An 18,983-nucleotide genomic window follows, 5' to 3' on the forward strand; every position below is an offset into this window, starting at 1 on the left:
TTTTCACTTTAAGGTGAAATTAACCTAGGCAAAGGAATTAATTAAAATATTTAGATTAGACAGAAAATTCGGTTAGAAGAATTTTATTCATGAATCGGGATTCAATGCGTGATTAATAATAGATTGCGCATTTAATGATTATTATAAAAAAGTAATGTTTACAAGGAGGAAAACAGCTTTTTCTGGAGAATACTAATAACATTGGTAAAAAAAGAAGTGGAGGCTTGGTCATGACAAATCTAAGAGAACTATATGTATGTAGTATTTGTGGAAATGTTATTGAGGTAGTTAATTCGGGAGCGTCTTCATTGGTCTGCTGTAACAAACCAATGGAGAAATTAGAGGCAGGCACTAAAGATGCCAGTCTAGAAAAACATGTACCTGTTATTGAAGAGATAAACGGGGGAATCAAAGTTAAAGTGGGCAGTGTCCCACACCCCATGGAGGAAAAGCATTCAATCCGATTTATCGAAGTTCTTACTAAGGATCAGGTTCATAGAGCAGAACTTGAACCAGGCCAAGCCCCTGAAGCATCTTTCCTAGTCTCGGCGGACGACGTTGTCGAAGTTAGAGAATATTGCAATATTCACGGTCTTTGGAAGGCAGGTAAATAATTTATTAGAAAATACAGAGATAGGCAGGATTTTATCCTGCCTATCTCTGTCCTGAAAAAGTCTTTTAGAGGATTCATTTGGAGAAATTTGATTCTATAGAACTATGCAAGATTATTTGTACGTCTTGCGAAGCACTTACGGATTCAAGAACTTCGCAACTGGATTCCTGTCATATGGAAAGGAGTTGCTTGACACTCTTTTCTCGATATTCTATAGTATTTTCTGATGGGTTAATTGAAGGGGGAAATGGATCAATGACACATACTAAAGAGGATATTATCATTGGCTTTGTTGGCACGGGTGTTATGGGTAAGAGTATGGCTGGACATTTATTGAAGGCAGGTTATCAGGTGCTTGTTTACAATCGAACGAAGGCAAGTGCTGAAGATTTAATTAAAATGGGGGCGGTTTGGCAAGATACAATTGCTGAATTAGCTGAACGAAGTAATGTTGTTATCACCATGGTGGGTTATCCGAAGGATGTTGAAGAAGTTTACTTAGGAGCAGATGGAATTATAAAGCATGCTAAGGCGGGGAGTCATTTAATAGATATGACAACCTCAGCCCCAGACTTGGCGAAGAATATTTATAAAGAAGCTCTGGACTTGGGAATGTATGCCCTCGATGCTCCTGTATCCGGTGGGGATGTAGGTGCAAAAGAAGCTCGTTTGGCTATAATGGTTGGCGGAGAAGAAGAGGCGTATAAAGCAATGCTTCCTATTTTCAATTGCCTAGGAAAGAATATTGTTTTACAAGGAAGTGCCGGTTCCGGGCAATATACGAAAATGTGTAACCAAATTGCCATCGCTTCCAACATGATTGGGGTTTGCGAAGCAATGGCCTATGCGCAAAAAGCCGGATTGAATCCGGAAAATGTTTTGAAAAGCATCGAAACAGGGGCAGCTGCCAGTTTTTCCTTGAGTAACTTGGCTCCACGTATGCTAGCCAATAATTTTGCCCCAGGCTTCTATGTTAAACATTTTATTAAGGATATGACGATTGCTTTGGATTCCGCACAACAAATGGGTCTGCTTACCCCGGGTTTGGCGTTAGCTAAAACACTATATGAGAAGTTAGCAGATCAAGGAGAAGAAAACAGTGGAACTCAGGCGTTATATAAACTTTATCAAGAATGCAAGAGCTAATCATAAACTAAATAACAGGGGGAGAGTGAAGCAACTGCACCACTCTCCCCCTGTTATTTAGAATAGATTCATATGAAGTTTTTCTATTGCCAGCTTTTTCTCTAGGGACAAATTATTTACCAATAGAAGGAATTCTAAGGGTGAATGTGGAAGAGGTGAAAGATACAAGGAATAAATGCTCTGAATTGGAATTAATATGAATATTTAAGCTGATTCATTTTTGCTAGAGATTGATAAACTAAAAAGAACTTTCAGATAGTATGTTGTAATAGGGGATTAAGCACGTGAATAGCTCGTAACTAAAGTCGAAATGGCAGGATTATTTTACATTTATTGTTCGACCAGAACCATAAATGTATGATAATTACAATTTTACCATAGGATTTCTTAATTATCGCCATATTGACTAATTACGACCACAGTGCTAGTCTTAATTTGCAAATACAAATTTTTTTAAAATAGATTGTGCATTTTGTTACGTTTAACTTGGATTCATTGCTATGAGGCAAGTTCCTTATATTATATGTGAAAGAAATCATATTCCCTATTGTTACTTAGAGAGTTTAGTTGAAGGCTAAAAACTCGATTTATACTATGACTAGCCAGAGTCTCTATATTTATCCCAAAAGTACTATAGAAAGCAAATATCTCCTATTAAAATAGGAGGAATGCTATAAGGTTGGTTTCAAGGATATCTTTGTTCCAACCGCCTCGGCGGAAGCTGAGAGTTTATTGACATATAAGGGAGGTAGAAGGATGGCGCATAAGAGTATTTTAGTAGTCGGAGGGGGAGTAAGCGGACTTACAGCCGCTATTGAAGCTTCCGAAGCAGGAAGCGAGGTCTATCTGGTTGAACAGAAATCCTATCTAGGTGGCAGAGTTGCCCAGATGAACCAGTATTTTCCAAAGTTATGCCCCCCGAACTGCGGGTTGGAGATTAATTTTAAAAGGATTAAGCAAAATCCCCGGATCAAATTCTTCACTTTGGCCGAAATTGAAAAAATCGACGGTGTAGAAGGAGATTATACAGTAACTGTTAAGTCAAATCCCCGTTATGTAAATCAGAACTGCACAGCGTGTGGTAAGTGCTCTGAAGTATGTCCTGCGCAGAGGTCAAACGAATTTAATTATGGAATGGATAAAACTCAGGCTATCTATAAAGCTCATGAGTTTGCTTTCCCTATGAAGTATGTGATCGACGATCAAGCTTGTCTGGGGGCTGAATGCGGAAAGTGCGTTGCAGCTTGTCAGTATGGCGCTATCGAATTGGACATGTCGGCAAAAAGCTTCAATTTGAATGTTGGAGCTATTGTTTGGGCTACAGGTTGGCAGCCCTATGATGCCAAGAAAGTTGATTATTATGGTTATGGAAAGCATGAAAATGTTATTACCAACGTCATAATGGAACGATTAGCGGCCTCAAATGGCCCTACAGCCGGAAAAATTGTTCGTCCTTCAGACGGCAAAGAAGTTAAATCGGTTGCTTTTGTCCAGTGTGCTGGTTCTCGAGACGAAAATCATCTGCCCTATTGTTCTGGAGTTTGCTGTATGGCTTCATTAAAACAAGCCACATACGTTAAAGCAATGAATTCAGATTCTAAGGTTTATATGTTTTATATAGATGTCAGGGCGATGGGTAAACATGAAGATTTTTACACCAAAGTTCAAGATGATATCACCATGATCAAAGGAAAAGTTGGAGAGATTTCAGAAGATCCCGTGACCAAAGATTTGATCGTTCAAGTAGAGAATCAGTTGACCGGGGAGATCATGAAGGAAACTGTTGACATGGTTGTACTGGCGACAGGTATGGTACCGGCTACTTCGAATGTACCGGATGCAATTGCCTATGATGAGGATGGTTTCGTTGTTTCCAATCCACAACAATTAGGGATTTATGGCGCAGGATGCGTTAAGAAGCCTTTGGATGTTTCCTCATCGGTTAAAGATTCTACTTCTGCTGCTCTTAAGGCCATTCAATCTACGGTGAGGAGGTAGCCCAATGGATAAAAAAACAGGTGTTTATATCTGCACTGGATGTAGTATCGGAGATTCTCTGGAAATAGAGAGCCTGTCCAAGGTTGCCACCAAGGAGGGCAAGGTTCCGGTTTGTAAAACACACCCCTTTCTCTGTGGACCTGAAGGGGTGGCACTAATCAAGAATGACATTGAGACTGAGGGCGTTAATACACTTCTGATTGCTGCTTGCTCACCACGTGTCAATTATGATGTTTTTGAATTTGACTCCTCATGCATCATGGAGAGAGTAAACATTAGAGAACAGGTCATCTGGAGTCAACCAGCCAACGATGAGGATACCCAGATGATGGCTGAGGATTATCTGAGAATGGGTCTTGCCAAAGTGAAGCATATCGATCTGCCGGAGCCTTATCAAGGTGAAAATATGGTTAAAACCTTACTGGTAGTAGGCGGTGGCTTGACAGGAATGACAGCGGCGTTAGAAGCTGCCAAAGCTGGATACAAGGCTGTTTTAGTAGAGAAAAGCCCGGTACTGGGCGGATGGATGAATGGCTTATTTAAACAAGCTCCTCGCAAGGCGCCTTTTACAACACCTGAAGCAGTTGATATCGCAGAGCTTGTGAGTCAAGTCGAAGCCAACCCTGATGTTACAGTATACACTGGTGCTGAAATCTTAGAAATTGCCGGTGCACCTGGCATGTTCGATGCTTCTATTAATCAAAATGGTTCGACTGTTAAGGAAAGAGTCGGTTCGGTAGTTCTTGCTACTGGGGCCGTGCCCTATGATCCTGCTAAGTTAGACTATCTTGGTTATGGTAAATATGAAAATGTAATTACTAGTCAAAAAATGGAAGAATTAGCTTCCAAGGGTAAAATTCTACGCCCAGATGGCAAAGAAGTACAGAGTATTGCCTTTATTCAATGCGCTGGATCTCGCGATCAGGAACACCTGCCTTATTGCTCTGCAACATGCTGTGTAGAATCTTTGAAACAAGCGACTTATCTAAAAGAACAAAATCCGGAAGCAAACGTCTTTATTTTCTACAAAGACATGAGAGCATCCGGTCAGTATGAACGTCTTTATCAACAAGTACAAAAAGATGGAGGTATTTTCGTCAGAGGAGAAATCAATGGTATCACTGAAGATGGCGAAAAGAATCTGCTTATTGAAGCAACAGATGTTCTATCAGGGGCAACGATTACTACTGAAGGCGTAGATATGGTGGTTTTGGCAAATGGTATGGTGCCCACCACAGCCTTAGGAGAGGATATCGCAGCCAAGGCTGATACTGAAGAAGACTGTAAAGAAGATGCTGGTCCTAAGCCGGAAATTATTCGCAAGTCGAATCTTTTAAACTTAGCCTATCGCCAAGGTCCAGAGATGCCTACGTTAAAATACGGTTATGCAGATTCCCATTTTATCTGCTTCCCTTACGAAACTCGCCGAACTGGTATTTATGCCGCTGGTAGCGTTAGAGCTCCGATGGATGAGTTATCTTCGGTTGAAGATGCTGCCGGAGCAGCCTTAAAGGCTATCCAATGCATGGAATCAAGCGCGCAAGGCGTTGCTGTACATCCTCGTGTCGGGGATATGTCTTTCCCAGACTTTGCAATGTCGAGATGTACACAATGTAAACGGTGTACAGTGGAATGTCCCTTCGGTGCTATTAACGAAGATGATAAATTCAATCCGTTGCCAAATCCTACACGTTGTCGCAGATGTGGAATTTGCATGGGCGCTTGTCCTGAACGGATTATTACATTTAAGAACTACTCGGTCCCGATGATTGGAAACCTTATTAAATCTATAGAAGTTCCTGATGAAGATGAAGAAAAACCAAGAATCCTCGTCTTCGCTTGTGAAAATGATGCTTACCCTGCTTTGGATATGGCGGGTATTAATCGACTCAAATATAATGCTTGGGTTCGTGTTATCCCTCTAAGATGTCTGGGTTCATTGAGCTTAGTTTGGATTGCCGATTCAATGTCAGCCGGAATCGATGGAATCTTCCTCTTAGGATGTAAACATGGCGATGATTATCAGTGCCACTTCATCAAAGGAAGTGAGTTGGCCGAAATCAGGCTATCAAAAGTGTCGGAAACCTTAGACAGGCTGGATCTGGACTCTGATCGAGTGCGAATGGATCAAGTCTCCATTACGGATTATGACAAGATACCGGCTCTATTGGATGACTTTGCCAAGAGACTGGATGAACTGGGCCCTAACCCCTACAAAGGGTTCTAAGTGATCTAAGGTCACCTCCTAGTGATGAGTTAGGCTCCGGGCAGGAGGTATGTCCCCATTAGATAGCAAAGGAGCATTATTATGGATGAAATAAAAGAAGTATCTCTGGAGATGAGAGAATATATTATTTCTTCAGGCGCCGATACGCTCAACTGGTGTATGCAGTGCGGTCTCTGCACCAATCTATGTCCTTACCGACAGGTACCTGGCGAGCTGAGCGAAGTATTTAACATTCGAAAAATGCAACGTCAAGGGCAACTAGGCTTAGAAGGATTCGATGATGAAGAAGTTCTTTTTGCCTGTGTTACCTGTGGTATGTGTCAATCAAACTGTCCAAGAAGTGTAGAAATTATAAAGAATGTACGTTCTATGCGTAATACTATAGTTGGAGCCGGCATCTTGCCTGGACATTTACGGCCTGTTGCAGGAAGTCTTCATGCTAATGGCAACCCATGGACTGGACCTCAAGAGAAGAGAGCCGATTGGTTAGAAGGCTTAAATGTTCCGGCTTATACCGAAGATATGGAATATCTGCTCTATGTCTGCTGTACTTCGTGTTATGACACTCGCAGTCAAAAGATTGCCAAAAGCGTTGTGAAACTCTTACAACAAGCTGGAGTTAGTTTTGGAGTCTTAACGGCTGAAGAGAACTGCTGTGGTGAGACGATTCGTAAAATCGGGGATGAGGATCTCTTCACAAAACTGGCAGAATCAAATATTAAGCTGTTCAACGGAAAAGGTGTCAAGAAAATTATTACAACCTCACCCCATTGCTTGTATGCCTTCAAAACAGACTACCCAGAACTGGGTGGAGAGTATGAAGTGATGCATTATTCGGAACTTCTTGGTAATCTTTTGAAAGAGGGCAAGCTTTCTTTACCAGGGGAACAAGCTAAAAAAGTCACATTCCATGATCCTTGCTATTTAGGACGACACAATTTAGTTTATGATGCACCAAGAGAACTTCTCCAAGCTGTTCCGGGGGCAGAATTCGTTGAATTGGATCGCGCTAAGAATAAGAGCCTTTGTTGCTCAGGCGGAGGCGGACGGATTTGGGCTGAAGTACCTTTTGGGGAGCGCTTTGGTGAATTGCGAATCAACGATGCTGTTAAGCAAAATGCGGATGTTTTAGTCACTGCTTGTCCTTACTGCATAACAATGCTTGATGACGCTTGTGCAGGGTTAGAAAAGGGCGATGTATTGAAAGTCATGGAAATGTCCGAATTCCTTTGTGAATCCCTTGAGAAATAGACCTTGACACAGTTACCGGCTATTTAGATGTTCAGCTAACCTCATAATCAATATTTTGATACGGAGTTATGAGGTTAGCTAACTGATATGGTGAAAAAGGTTACAAACTATAAGTGAAAGGGGGGATGCCAGAAACTCTGTTTTAACGGTGCCTCTTCAGACTGAATTACTTATGACTGTGGGCATCTTAAACACTTGTTTCTGCAGTAGACTCACATTCATTATAAAATTAATTAAAGGAGGATAAGACGATGTCGAAACTAGTACCACCACATGGTGGAAAGTTAACACCGGTATTACTCCCTGAATCACAAAGAGCAGATGCTTTAGCAAAAGCTAAAACATTACCAGTGATTCGCATGTCTTCCAGAGAAACCTCGGACCTATTAATGATTGGAATGGGTGCATTCAGCCCATTAACAGGGTTCATGGACAAAGCTAATTATGAGAGTGTTGTTGAAACCAAACACTTAACTAATGGCTTAGCATGGCCTCTTCCGATCACTTTGTCCGTTACTCCTGAACAGGCTGAAACTCTCAAAGTGGGTATGGAAGTCGCTTTAGTAGATGATGAAACCGATACCTATTGCGGTATTCTTACGGTTAGCGATAAATATGAGTATGACAAAGTCAAAGAGTGCAAGGCAGTTTTCTTCACAGATGACGCTGCACACGACGGTGTTGTAAAAGTTATGGCTCAAGGAAGTATCAATGTCGGCGGTGAGTTAGTAACATTCAGCCAACTTGGCTACGCTTCCAAATATGGTGATTACTATGCTACACCAGCGCAAACCAGAGCATTATTCGATGAAAAGGGCTGGGCAACTGTTGCTGCTTTCCAAACACGGAATCCGCTACATCGCTCCCATGAATTCCTCTGCAAAATGGGAAATGAAATTTGTGATGGACTGTTTATTCACCCAATCGTCGGAAAACTCAAAGAGGGCGATATTCCGGCTGAGACACGTCTGGAATGCTATGAAGTTCTCTTGAAGAATTATTTCAATGAAAAGAATGCTGTGATGAAAGTTTATCCTATGGAAATGCGTTATGCTGGACCTAGCGAAGCTATTCTTCACTCCATCTTCCGCCAAAACTTTGGTTGCAGTCACATTTTAGTGGGTCGTGACCACGCAGGTGTAGGCGACTATTATTCCGCTTATCAGGCCCAAGAAATCTTTGACTTATTCAAACCGGGTGAACTTCTTTGTCAGCCTATCAAAGTTACTGCAGCTATGTATTGCACAAAATGCGATGGTATGACTACAGAAAAAACTTGCCCCCACGGTAAAGAAGATCATCTCAAAATCAGTGGAACAAAGTTGAGAGCAATGCTAGCAGCTGGAGAGCTTCCACCAGGCAATTTCAGTCGTCCGGAAGTCTTAAAAATTCTACTCAAATACTACGCTTCAAAGAAGTAACCCTTGGTTGAAAACTAAACAAGAGTATAAATTCTCTTGTTTAGTTTCAAAAAATATATGAATGATGGAGGTTAAACGAATGCCAAGTTTTGTAATTGCAGAAAAATGTGACGGATGTAAAGGGCAAGACAAAACAGCTTGCATGTATGCATGCCCAAATGACCTGATGATGTTAAACAAAGATGTAATGAAGGCTACAAACCTGGATCCTAGCCAATGCTGGGAGTGTCTCTGCTGTGTTAAGGCTTGTCCTCAACAAGCAATGGACGTCCGCGGCTATGCTGACTTTGTTCCACTAGGTGCTTCAGTTACACCTCTTCGTAGTTCAGACAGCATCATGTGGACTGTTAAATTCCGTAATGGCATGACCAAACGCTTCAAATTCCCTATTCGTACAACCGAAGAAGGATCAGCTGTTCCAGATGCCGGTTATGAAATTACCACTGACATCAACAGCCACGAACTGTATACCGAACCAGCTTCAATGCATATGCCAGTATGGACTTATAAAAAGTAAGCTCTTATTAATAAGGGAATAAATAGGGAGGTTTAAATCAATGCCAATGAACTTTGAAACAGTAGAAGTAACAACCGACCTTCTCATCATTGGAGGCGGAATGGGGTCCTGTGGTGCAGCTGTTGAAGCAGCCTATTGGGGCAAAAAACATGGACTTAAAGTAACCTTAGTTGACAAAGCATCAATGCCACGTTCCGGTGCAGTTGGAATGGGATTGTCCGCTATTAACTTATATGTGGGACTTGCTGAAGGCAATAACACTGTTCAAGACTATGTCAGATACGTAAAAACTGACATGATGGGGGTAGCCCGTGATGACTTAGTCGCTAACATTGCCCGTCACGTTGACAGCTCCGTTCATATGTTTGAAAAATGGGGTCTTCCTTTATGGAAAGATGAAAATGGCGGATATGTACACGAGGGTAAATGGCAACTTATGATCAGCGGTGAATCTTATAAAGTCATCGTTGCTGAAGCAGCAAAGAACGCTTTGGGTGAAGAGAATATCTATGAGAGAGTTTTCATCACTGAGCCACTGTTGAAAGATGGCAAATGCGTAGGAGCTGTAGGATTCAGTGTTCGTGAGAACAAAATCTATGTCTTCAAAGCTAAAGCTACTTTATGTGCTATGGGTGGTACTGTTGGAGTATTCAAACCTAAATCCACTGGTGAAGGCGCAGGCCGCTCTTGGTACCCTCCGTTCTCCACAGGTTCTTCCGCATACTTCACCATGAAGGCCGGAGCAGAAATGACCTGTCAAGAAGTTCGTTTCGTGCCAATCCGTTTTAAAGATGCTTATGGTCCGGTTGGAGCTTGGTTCTTACTCTTTAAATCTCGCGCAACCAATGCATTGGGCGAAAACTATATGGAAACCCGTGCAGATGAACTGAAAAACTGGGGTAAATACGGATCAGCTAAGCCAATCCCAGCCAATCTGCGTAACCACCTTGGCTTGTTAGACATCAAAGAAGGTAAAGGACCTCTCTACATGCGTACAGAGGAAGCTATCGCTAACCTTGCCAAAAAATATGAAGACGATGCAAAAGCCTTCAAGAAAAAGATGAAAGAGCTCGAGAATGAAGCATGGGAAGATTTCCTCGATATGACAATTGCTCAAGCTTTACTATGGGCTGCTACCAATGTCGAGCCAGAAGTTAGATCTTCTGAAATCGCTGCTACAGAGCCATACTTCATCAGTTCTCACTCTGGATCATCAGGAGCTTGGGTATCTGGACCAGAAGACCTTTCCGCTGGAACAGACTATTTCTGGGGTTATGCTCAAATGACCACAGTACCTGCACTCTTCGCTGCCGGAGACGCTACCGGAGCTTGCCCGCACAAGTTCTCCTCAGGAACTCATGCTGAAGGCCGTATTGCTGCTAAATCAGCTATTAAATATATCTTAGAGAATAATACTCTGACTGAAGCAGATCCTGCAGTTATTGAAGCAGTTAAAGCAGAGATCGTTAAACCTCTCGAAATCTTCGAAGCACACAGTGGCTTCAGCACAGATCCTGAAGTTAACCCTAACTACATTATGCCTAAGCAGTTCATGTATCGCTTACAAAAGCTCATGGACGAGTATGTTGGCGGAGCTAACGTATTCTTCAACATGAACGCAGCTTCTCTGACTCGCGCATCTGAATTATTCGAGTTCCTTAAAGAGGACTCCCAAAAACTAGCCGCTAGAGATCTTTATGAACTGTTGAGAGCTTGGGAAAATAAACACAGATTATGGCAAGCTGAATCTCACCTTCGCGCCGTAACCTTCCGTGAAGAAACTCGTTGGCCTGGATACTACTTCAGAACAGACAAGCCAACCCTTGACGAAGAGAACTGGCACTGCTTTGTTAACATGAAGTGGGATCCTAATACAAACGAATGGTCAGTCTTCAAAAAGCCAGTTATCGATATGTTTGGCGTTGAGTAAGACTAGATTAGGTCAGTTGGTATAATAGATCAGATCTCAAATTATGATCTATTTCAAAACTGATTACAAGAGGGGATGGGTGCAAATTTTCGTAATATCTCGGAATTTGTATTCATCCTCCATTTATTTAGTACAAATCTTAATTCTTCCTTTAAGATTTTGTGTTAATCAGTTATAATTTATAAGCTAAGAACTTACTTTGTTGAACTAATTTAAAGGAGGAAATATGATATGGATCAAGTAGAAGAACTTATGCAAAAGAGCATTGAACTAGGTAAAGCTATTGCTCAAACAGATGTGTACAAGGAATTTAAGAAGGCTGAGTATGATCTTTTTCAAAATGGAGAAGCACGAAAGTTAGTAGAAGATCTGCAAAAAATGAAGCAAGAACATCGTGGTAAGATGATGGCCGGTATTGTGTTAACTGAAGCAGAACAGGAAGAACTAAAAGAATTAGAACAAACATGTATACGCAATCGTCAAGTGTTGTCTTCGAACGAGGCTAACACAAGGTTCCAGGAGTTTATGGAGCAGATATCCAGCAATATAAAAAATGGGATTAAAAGCGTCGATAAATAAATGACGATAAAGATAATTCATTCCCAGCATACCAACCCCCATTTTGGTTAGATAGAGCGATGATCATAGAGGGAATTAAAGTCCGTGAATATAACACCGGATGAGCCAATGTTGGAGGGGCACACTAGAAACCTTAATTGATAAATGAGATATTTGGTTTTTCGGTGTACTTTGAATCCATCCAAGGGTAAAACCTGGTGAAAAATAAATATCATTCTTAAACAAAAATGGCAACACATAAACGCGGTGACATAAGTCTCTTGCGTTACATGTTTGCCATTTTTTGGCGTTATAAAGTTAATAATTAATATATGGATTGCAATAGGATATACTGATTGCTGTAATATTGACTTGATATAATATCAATGCTAATCTACTCTTGATAGATATTTATGAGTCAATAGCAGAATAGCTTGTGCAAAATATTACGTTTATTCTATATTCATCCATACAGGTATTAAAATAGGTATGTAATATATGAATCTTTGCACTGGAGGTGGAGTGTAAGGACTTACTCCCACAAGGACTTCCCGGGAACGCAGAGAGGTCTATATAATCAAGGTGGGATGAGTTATTTTAAGAAAAAAGTAGAATTATTTAATAATTAGTGAAAAAAATCTTTTACAATTATCTAATAAATCTTCGATCATTTCTGCAAAATGTTTGTTGCTCTTATGATATCTTCATTAAAAACATGGTTGATTAAATTAGATACACCCTTTCAAAAGAGGATGGAGGGTATTTTTTATCCCCTAAAAAATCTTTGGTATTAGGAATTCAAATGATAATCAAACGATATATGGATGATGAAAGTATCCAAAAGTTATGTAGATCAGGTGGAAAATATTCATACTGAAAGGTGGAATTCACTTGTACTTAACACGATTTAAATATATTCCTTTAATTGGAACGATTGGAAACTACAAAAAGGAATATTTTAGTAAGGATTTAGTTGCTGCTTTGACAGTAGCTGTAGTAGTTATTCCACAGTCTATGGCCTATGCATTGATTGCGGGTGTTAATCCGGTTTACGGTCTGTATACGGCTATCGTATCGACTATTATTGCTTCAGCTTTTGGAAGCTCTAATCACATCATTGCCGGACCGACTAATGCAATTGCGCTGCTCGTGGCAGGCACCCTTGGTAGCTATATGGGACAAGAAAATGTCTATCAAATGCTTTTTTTGATGACTTTTATGGTGGGTATCTTACAGATACTTTTTGGTGTTATTAAACTGGGTAAAGTAATCAATTTTGTGTCTCATTCTGTAGTTATTGGTTTTACTGCTGGTGCGGGTGTATTAATTGGACTCGGCCAACTGAGCACACTGTTAAGTATATCCATTAAAGATTCAGCTCATATGTCAACCATTCAAAAATTTTATTATGTTATGACTCACCTAAGTGAAACCAATTTATATGCCCTTGGACTTGGTGTTATGACCATGGCGATTATTATAATTTGTAAAAAGATCAATAAGAAACTCCCTGGTGCTTTAATCGGAATTGTAATCCCAATTATTTTTATTGTTATTTTTTCTTTAGATCAGAAGGGCGTAAAACTAACTGGCGTTATTCCATCTTCATTGCCACCATTCAAAATGATACAATTCGACATTACTGCTATGCAGAATCTTTTCGGTGGGGCAATAGCAATAGCTATTATCGGATTAGTTGAAGCCATAGCAATTGCTAAATCCATAGCGACTACCTCACGACAAAAAATCGATGCCAACCAAGAATTTATAGCACAAGGTTTAGCAAACGCCGGTGCTTCATTCTTTCAGTGCTTTGCTGGTTCGGGTTCATTCACACGTTCTGCGATCAATTACCAAAGTGGTGCAGTTACCAGAATCGCCGGAATGCTGTCAGGTGTGATAGTAGCCATAGTCCTTGTGTTTTTTGCTCGATTTGCCCAGTTTATTCCGAATCCATGTCTCGCAGGAGTGATTTTAGTTATCGCCTATAACATGGTGGATAAAAAGGAAATAAAGCATATAGTCAAAGTAGGCAGATTCAAATCTGATTCGCTTGCAATGTGGGCAACCTGTATCGCAACAATTCTGATGCCTCATCTTGACGTTGCAATCTATACGGGCATAGCACTTTCCATAGCTTTGTACCTTAAAGATACTAACAAAGCCCCGTTGAAAATCCTCGTTCCATCGCAAGAAAAAAATGGGCATGTTATTGAAAAAGAAGTAAGAGCGTTAAAGGATAAAGCAGATATTGTAATTATTCAGCCGGAAGGAAATCTCTTCTTTGGCTCTGCGGAAGATCTTCAGACCAAGCTGGATGACTTAGTTGATAAATCTAAGGTGTTTATCCTGAGGATGAAGTATGTTGCAACAATAGATTTGACGGCCTTAGGTGCTTTGAAGGTATTTATTAGGACCGTCAGAGAATCAGGTGGAATTGTTATCTTTAGTGGTGTAAAATCGGAATTCAATTCATTACTGACGAATTCGAATGTTACTTCAGATATAGGAGAAGACAACATCTTTATGTCAGAAAATGAAATTTTCGCCTCTTCAACTAATGCCTTAGAGAGGGCCAGAACTGTTTTAAGTTGTGAAGTTAGTGCAGATAAAGAAAAATCAGCAGCGTGCACTCTGCTAGAATCTGAAACTGCTGCTAATACGGGCCCAAGTGTTATAAATAAGAACACCGCTTCCTTATGAACAAGAAAGCAGTGTAAATGTGAAGGAGGTTTTTGGCATGAGTGATTCAAAGTTTAATGTACTTCTTTATTCTGATGGGTCTCAGCAGGCTTTTTCTGCGGCTGTTTATTCTGCCAACCTACTAAGAAAAATGCCGAACATGCAATTAACGATCGTACAGGTTCAAGAAAGTGATGAAGGTTCGATGGGGGTTGAGTATAGTTGGATTGATACTTGGCCGGTCAGTCCTACCTCGGAATGGATGAAACGCGTCATTGAATCTGATACGAATGTCAGAAGTTTGTATAATGATATACTCACTACAACCAATGGAATATTTACGGAAAGAGTCAAGGATGTCAATCACCATGTAATATACTGTAATCCGAGTATTACAGATACTGTAGACGCTCTTCTCGAGTATGCAGAGAAGAAACATTTTAAATTAATCATTATGGGTACACGAGGACTTACTACGTTAAAAGGATTGATTTTTGGTTGTATTGCACACAACGTCCTTAACAGATCTCCCATACCTGTGTTATTGATTAAGAAGTTACCTCAAGACTTTATTGACAGCTATTGCTCAGACACCTGATTTTGCATTCTGAAGAGTATTTATGAATTATAAGAGTTAGCTTTGTGTGTGCAAATTCGTCTTGTGATTCGTCTGTCCGCAGAACAATTGGCCCCGCAGAGAAATTGTCTCTCTGCGGGGCTTTTAATGTCTTATAAACAAATCTGCTTATTCCATCTTAAATTATATCATTCACATATTCAATTTTAGCTATACATTCATCGAGCCGTTTCGTATGTTGTAGTAATCCTTCAAACAGAAAGGTGGGATCGGGTTGTCCGGTATAACACTTAATGAAGATATGCCTTCGGTTGATAAGATGAAGAGGGAGTCAGGTGAAAGAACCTATCCAATTTGGCTATTATTTAATCCGAAACATCCGGCTGTTCGCCACTATATTTGGACGCCCGTATTAGCAGAAATACAGGACAGAGTATATAGGGAACTGCGTACAAGGATAGATGCCTCAAAAATATATATTAGGAGTGCTGTTAATGATAGTAGAATAGTTCCCAATACTCTAAATTGGTGGGATACCAAAGTAGCTGCAGAGATACAACAGTTTAGAGATATTGCTCTTGAGTATGAACCAAAGGTTCTTATTTCCTTTGGGGCCTTTCCATTTGAATTTGTAAGACGTGTTTACGAGATAAAACCCGAAAAAGGTCCTAAGTCTTGGGGAACAACTAACTTAGGGGATGAATTTGGAAAATCAATGGAAAACTTTGATATAAATAAAACTAATATAGTTCCATTGCTACGTAGAGTAGTTTCAAGTGATAAGTTTATAGAAGATCCCAGTTATTCCGAGAATTACTTTCATTATGTTGGAACAAAGATAGCGGATAAGATTATCGAGAATAAAGAAAGTCTTAAAATATGGATGGACTAAGCCTATAGAGTCTTGATTTAAAATTCAATGAAACTTTAGCTCCGAATAATAAGTATATCGTCGGGGCTTTTTAAATTTCTCGTAAATACCTTATAATCATAATAATATAAGTGGATTATGAAGAAATGGTTTTGAAGTGGATAAAACGGACATAATGATTATTTGTAATTACCGGACAAGGAGATTTATAAATATACATTGTAAATATTTACAATCTAACTATGGTCAGAGGGAGTTAAAGAGATATTTTTCAGGAAATATGTTGGTTTTGAAAGATTCGCTAATGCTTCAGGGCATATATACTTTCAGGGTATTTATACTTGTTGTCCAATTTTTTTATAGAACAAGGTTGAATGATCAATAAATATATGCTTGATATTAAGTATATTAATTATGAGCATATTGTTTTCCACTAGACACAATTGTGTCATAATGATAATCTCTAATTGTGAGAAAAGACACAATAAGAGAAAGGAGTTAGATAATCTTAGTACTGAATAGCTCATCAAGGTTACCTCTTACGATATAATTATAAAGCCGCCTTGAAAGGCCGCTAAGAAATTTGATCGTAGTATTAAAATCTAAACAGTGAAAATTTACGACCGTTCTCAGTAATCCTGACTAAACAGGGAGCGAATTCTTTCGCTGGCTGTGGCAGTACAGAAAATGAAAGGTGGGGGTTGATTTGTCCTGCTTAACTTTAAATGACTCTCAGTCTGATGGTGAGAATATGAAAAGAGAATTAGGGGAAAGAGCTTATCCCATATGGCTGTTAATTAATCCAAAATACCCTGCAGTTCGCCATGATATCTGGAGACCTGTATTAGATGAGATACAGGACAGAGTATTTAGGGAATTGCATACAAGAATAGATACCTCGAACATTTATATCAGGAGTGCTGTAAGCGACGGAGGAATAGTTCCTAATACCCTAAATTGGTGGGGCAAGGAAGTAGCAAAAGAGATCGAGTTTTACAGAGAGATTGCTCATATTCACAAGCCAAAAATGCTGATTTCTTTTGGTGCATTTCCTTTTGAGTTTGCGAGGCGCGTCTACGAAGTCAAACCGGAAAAAGGCCCTAAGGCTTGGAGCTCATCTATTTTAAAAGATGAATTTGAAAATTCAATGGATAATTTTGATATAAATCAAACTAACAGGATTCCTTTACTGCGCAGAGTCATTGCTACTGATAAGTTCATAGAAACTAGCAATTGTTTATCTCAGACAGACAGGGAGACTTACTTCCAACACGTTGGTTCAAAAATCGCTGAAAAGATAATTGCGAACAAGGATTATCTTGATATTTGGATTAAGTAAACTTCAACGACCGGAATCAATGTGTGGACGTTAAAGGGCCAGTCCGGATTTGTAACTCATTTTAAGTTAATTGAAGGAGGTGTTTTTATTGAATAAGATCCTTATCATTGATGATGAAGAGCATCTATGTTGGGCTCTCGAGAAAGGCCTCCGTCAGGAAGGATATCAAGTGATGACTTCCACGCGAGGGAAAGAAGGCCTGGAACTAATTCAGAATGAAACACCTTCCTTGGTCATTCTTGATCTCAAAATGCCTGAAATGGATGGGTTAGAGGTATTGGTTAAGGCCAAAGACCTCATCCCAAAGCTTCCGGTAATTATGATAACTGCTCACGGCTCAATAGACACTGCTATCGAAGCTATGAAGTTGGGAGCAATAGACTATATTGCCAAACCATTTGACCTAGACGAACTCAAGATAGTCGTGAAAAAGGCCTTAATGGTAAGCCATTTGCGGGAGGAAGTTGTTTTTTTACGCTCTGAACTGAACAAAAAACATGCACGGATTTTAGGCAACAGTCCAGCGATTCAAGAAGTTAACACTCTTGTAGAAAGGGTCGCCGACAGTAATGCTACAGTATTTATTACAGGAGAGAGCGGGACTGGCAAAGAGGTAACTGCGCTTTCGATTCACAACCTAAGCTATCGCCGCGAAAAATCTTATGTGCCTATTAACTGTGCTGCACTGCCAGAGTCTTTACTGGAAAGTGAACTATTTGGACATGAAAAGGGTGCCTTTACAGGTGCAGTGGTCAGAAAATTAGGCCGTTTTGAACTGGCTGATAAAGGAACGCTGTTCTTAGATGAGGTTACTGAAATGCCTCTGTCTATGCAAGTGAAATTGCTAAGAGTTCTTCAGGAAAGACAGTTTGAAAGGGTTGGAGGCACAGAAAGTATAAAAATAGATGTAAGAGTTATTGCAGCAACTAATCGTGACCCTTTAGAGTGTGTTAAACGAGGCACTTTTCGGGAGGATCTGTACTACCGATTAAATGTATTGCCGATTCACATTCCGCCCTTAAGACAAAGATCAGAAGATATATCCCTATTGACTATGCACTTTCTTCAAAAATTTAACCCTGCTCAGGAACAAATGATCTCTTCAGATGCGATGGGATTATTAATGAACTATGAGTGGCCTGGGAACATCCGAGAGTTACAAAACGTCATTGAAAGGTCGGTTATCCTCTCTCAGGGTAATGAGATTAAGGTGCAACATTTACCAAAGGAAATTCAAAAAGCTGATTTAAGAAAAAACGAGTTAGATAGAGGTTTGATTCTAAATTTCCCAGACAAGGGGATATCCTTTGATGAGGTTGAAAGAGAGCTGATTCTGAAGGCTCTTGAGAAAAGCAGGGGAAATCAAACTAAAGCGGCTCAACTTCTAGGCCTTACTCGGTCGGCGCTTCTATACAGGGCTCAAAAGTACCAAGTAAGGTTGTAACGAATCACGGTATTCTAAAAGTAATTCAAAGCTGCTTTGTAGGAGAATTAAACGTTAACGAGTTATATCTTAGGGAGGGATATATATCATGAACGAAACCTCTAAGTGTAGCCGATGTATTAATATGGAGTTATGCCATATTCGCTCTAATCTTAACAGGATAATTCAGGAAGTCATTAAAAAATCGGAAGCAGATATACAACAATCGTCACCCAAAGAGATAGACTATATGATCTTTACAGACATTTCGATAATCCCAACCCGATGCGAATATTATAAATGCCGTCATGAGTCGTCTGAAGAACGTAGGCGTTTATTCACATTTAGGAGAACTATGGCAACTGCTGCTGTATAATGCGTTCTTTGTTTCGTTTCCATGCCCGTCAATTATGTTCGAAGCGAGGAGAGT

General features: G+C 40.0%; 14 protein-coding genes. All 14 read left to right on the plus strand.

The genetic code is table 11. The annotated features are described in order from the left end of the window. The first annotated feature begins 230 nt into the window (after positions 1–230). The 14 genes from BUB11_RS19680 (at position 231) to BUB11_RS19750 (ending at position 18,574) form a co-directional block, all read left to right on the plus strand. Positions 231–614: a desulfoferrodoxin gene (locus BUB11_RS19680; protein ID WP_073031586.1), complete on the plus strand. Its 384-nt coding sequence runs from the start codon at positions 231–233 to the stop codon at positions 612–614. 254 nt (positions 615–868) lie between these two features. Beyond that, a complete protein-coding gene (locus BUB11_RS19685; protein ID WP_073031588.1) occupies positions 869–1,759 on the plus strand; it encodes an NAD(P)-dependent oxidoreductase in 891 nt (296 codons plus the stop codon). 756 nt (positions 1,760–2,515) lie between these two features. Further along, positions 2,516–3,757, plus strand: coding sequence for a CoB--CoM heterodisulfide reductase iron-sulfur subunit A family protein (locus BUB11_RS19690; RefSeq protein ID WP_073031590.1), 1,242 nt, complete (start codon positions 2,516–2,518; stop codon positions 3,755–3,757). Positions 3,758–3,761: 4 nt separating this feature from the next. Beyond that, positions 3,762–5,984 (plus strand): hydrogenase iron-sulfur subunit, encoded by a 2,223-nt coding sequence (locus BUB11_RS19695; RefSeq protein WP_073031592.1) that lies wholly within the window; start codon positions 3,762–3,764, stop codon positions 5,982–5,984. 81 nt (positions 5,985–6,065) lie between these two features. Then, entirely contained in the window at positions 6,066–7,235 is a 1,170-nt protein-coding gene (locus BUB11_RS19700) for a (Fe-S)-binding protein (protein ID WP_073031593.1), read from the plus strand. 251 nt (positions 7,236–7,486) lie between these two features. After that, complete coding sequence (sat, locus tag BUB11_RS19705; protein WP_073031595.1) at positions 7,487–8,656, plus strand: sulfate adenylyltransferase; 1,170 nt, start codon at positions 7,487–7,489, stop codon at positions 8,654–8,656. Positions 8,657–8,735: 79 nt separating this feature from the next. Beyond that, positions 8,736–9,173 carry an adenylyl-sulfate reductase subunit beta gene (aprB, locus tag BUB11_RS19710; RefSeq protein WP_073031598.1) on the plus strand — a complete coding sequence of 146 codons (438 nt, stop codon included), beginning with the start codon at positions 8,736–8,738 and terminating at the stop codon, positions 9,171–9,173. A gap of 40 nt (positions 9,174–9,213) precedes the next feature. Continuing rightward, a complete protein-coding gene (gene aprA / locus BUB11_RS19715) occupies positions 9,214–11,103 on the plus strand; it encodes an adenylyl-sulfate reductase subunit alpha (protein WP_073031600.1) in 1,890 nt (629 codons plus the stop codon). A gap of 231 nt (positions 11,104–11,334) precedes the next feature. Then, complete coding sequence (locus BUB11_RS19720; RefSeq protein ID WP_073031602.1) at positions 11,335–11,682, plus strand: YlbF/YmcA family competence regulator; 348 nt, start codon at positions 11,335–11,337, stop codon at positions 11,680–11,682. Between the two features lie 870 nt (positions 11,683–12,552). Further along, complete coding sequence (locus BUB11_RS19725) at positions 12,553–14,364, plus strand: SulP family inorganic anion transporter (RefSeq protein ID WP_073031605.1); 1,812 nt, start codon at positions 12,553–12,555, stop codon at positions 14,362–14,364. Positions 14,365–14,401: 37 nt separating this feature from the next. Next, positions 14,402–14,941, plus strand: coding sequence for a universal stress protein (locus tag BUB11_RS19730; protein ID WP_073031606.1), 540 nt, complete (start codon positions 14,402–14,404; stop codon positions 14,939–14,941). A gap of 253 nt (positions 14,942–15,194) precedes the next feature. Next, positions 15,195–15,812 (plus strand): hypothetical protein, encoded by a 618-nt coding sequence (locus BUB11_RS19735; protein WP_073031608.1) that lies wholly within the window; start codon positions 15,195–15,197, stop codon positions 15,810–15,812. Between the two features lie 730 nt (positions 15,813–16,542). Further along, positions 16,543–17,130: a hypothetical protein gene (locus BUB11_RS19745; protein ID WP_242947618.1), complete on the plus strand. Its 588-nt coding sequence runs from the start codon at positions 16,543–16,545 to the stop codon at positions 17,128–17,130. A gap of 88 nt (positions 17,131–17,218) precedes the next feature. Then, positions 17,219–18,574: a sigma-54-dependent transcriptional regulator gene (locus BUB11_RS19750; RefSeq protein ID WP_073031614.1), complete on the plus strand. Its 1,356-nt coding sequence runs from the start codon at positions 17,219–17,221 to the stop codon at positions 18,572–18,574. Positions 18,575–18,983: the final 409 nt, after the last annotated feature.

Source organism: Desulfosporosinus lacus DSM 15449 (assembly GCF_900129935.1).
GTDB classification, from domain to species: Bacteria; Bacillota; Desulfitobacteriia; order Desulfitobacteriales; family Desulfitobacteriaceae; genus Desulfosporosinus; species Desulfosporosinus lacus.

Bases quoted from the DNA above. Each gene is read 5' to 3' on its own strand.
- BUB11_RS19680 (WP_073031586.1), top strand. From the start codon at position 231: ATGACAAATCTAAGAGAACTATATGTATGTAGTATTTGTGGAAATGTT.
- BUB11_RS19685 (WP_073031588.1), top strand. From the start codon at position 869: ATGACACATACTAAAGAGGATATTATCATTGGCTTTGTTGGCACGGGT.
- BUB11_RS19690 (WP_073031590.1), top strand. From the start codon at position 2,516: ATGGCGCATAAGAGTATTTTAGTAGTCGGAGGGGGAGTAAGCGGACTT.
- BUB11_RS19695 (WP_073031592.1), top strand. From the start codon at position 3,762: ATGGATAAAAAAACAGGTGTTTATATCTGCACTGGATGTAGTATCGGA.
- BUB11_RS19700 (WP_073031593.1), top strand. From the start codon at position 6,066: ATGGATGAAATAAAAGAAGTATCTCTGGAGATGAGAGAATATATTATT.
- sat (WP_073031595.1), top strand. From the start codon at position 7,487: ATGTCGAAACTAGTACCACCACATGGTGGAAAGTTAACACCGGTATTA.
- aprB (WP_073031598.1), top strand. From the start codon at position 8,736: ATGCCAAGTTTTGTAATTGCAGAAAAATGTGACGGATGTAAAGGGCAA.
- aprA (WP_073031600.1), top strand. From the start codon at position 9,214: ATGCCAATGAACTTTGAAACAGTAGAAGTAACAACCGACCTTCTCATC.
- BUB11_RS19720 (WP_073031602.1), top strand. From the start codon at position 11,335: ATGGATCAAGTAGAAGAACTTATGCAAAAGAGCATTGAACTAGGTAAA.
- BUB11_RS19730 (WP_073031606.1), top strand. From the start codon at position 14,402: ATGAGTGATTCAAAGTTTAATGTACTTCTTTATTCTGATGGGTCTCAG.
- BUB11_RS19745 (WP_242947618.1), top strand. From the start codon at position 16,543: ATGAAAAGAGAATTAGGGGAAAGAGCTTATCCCATATGGCTGTTAATT.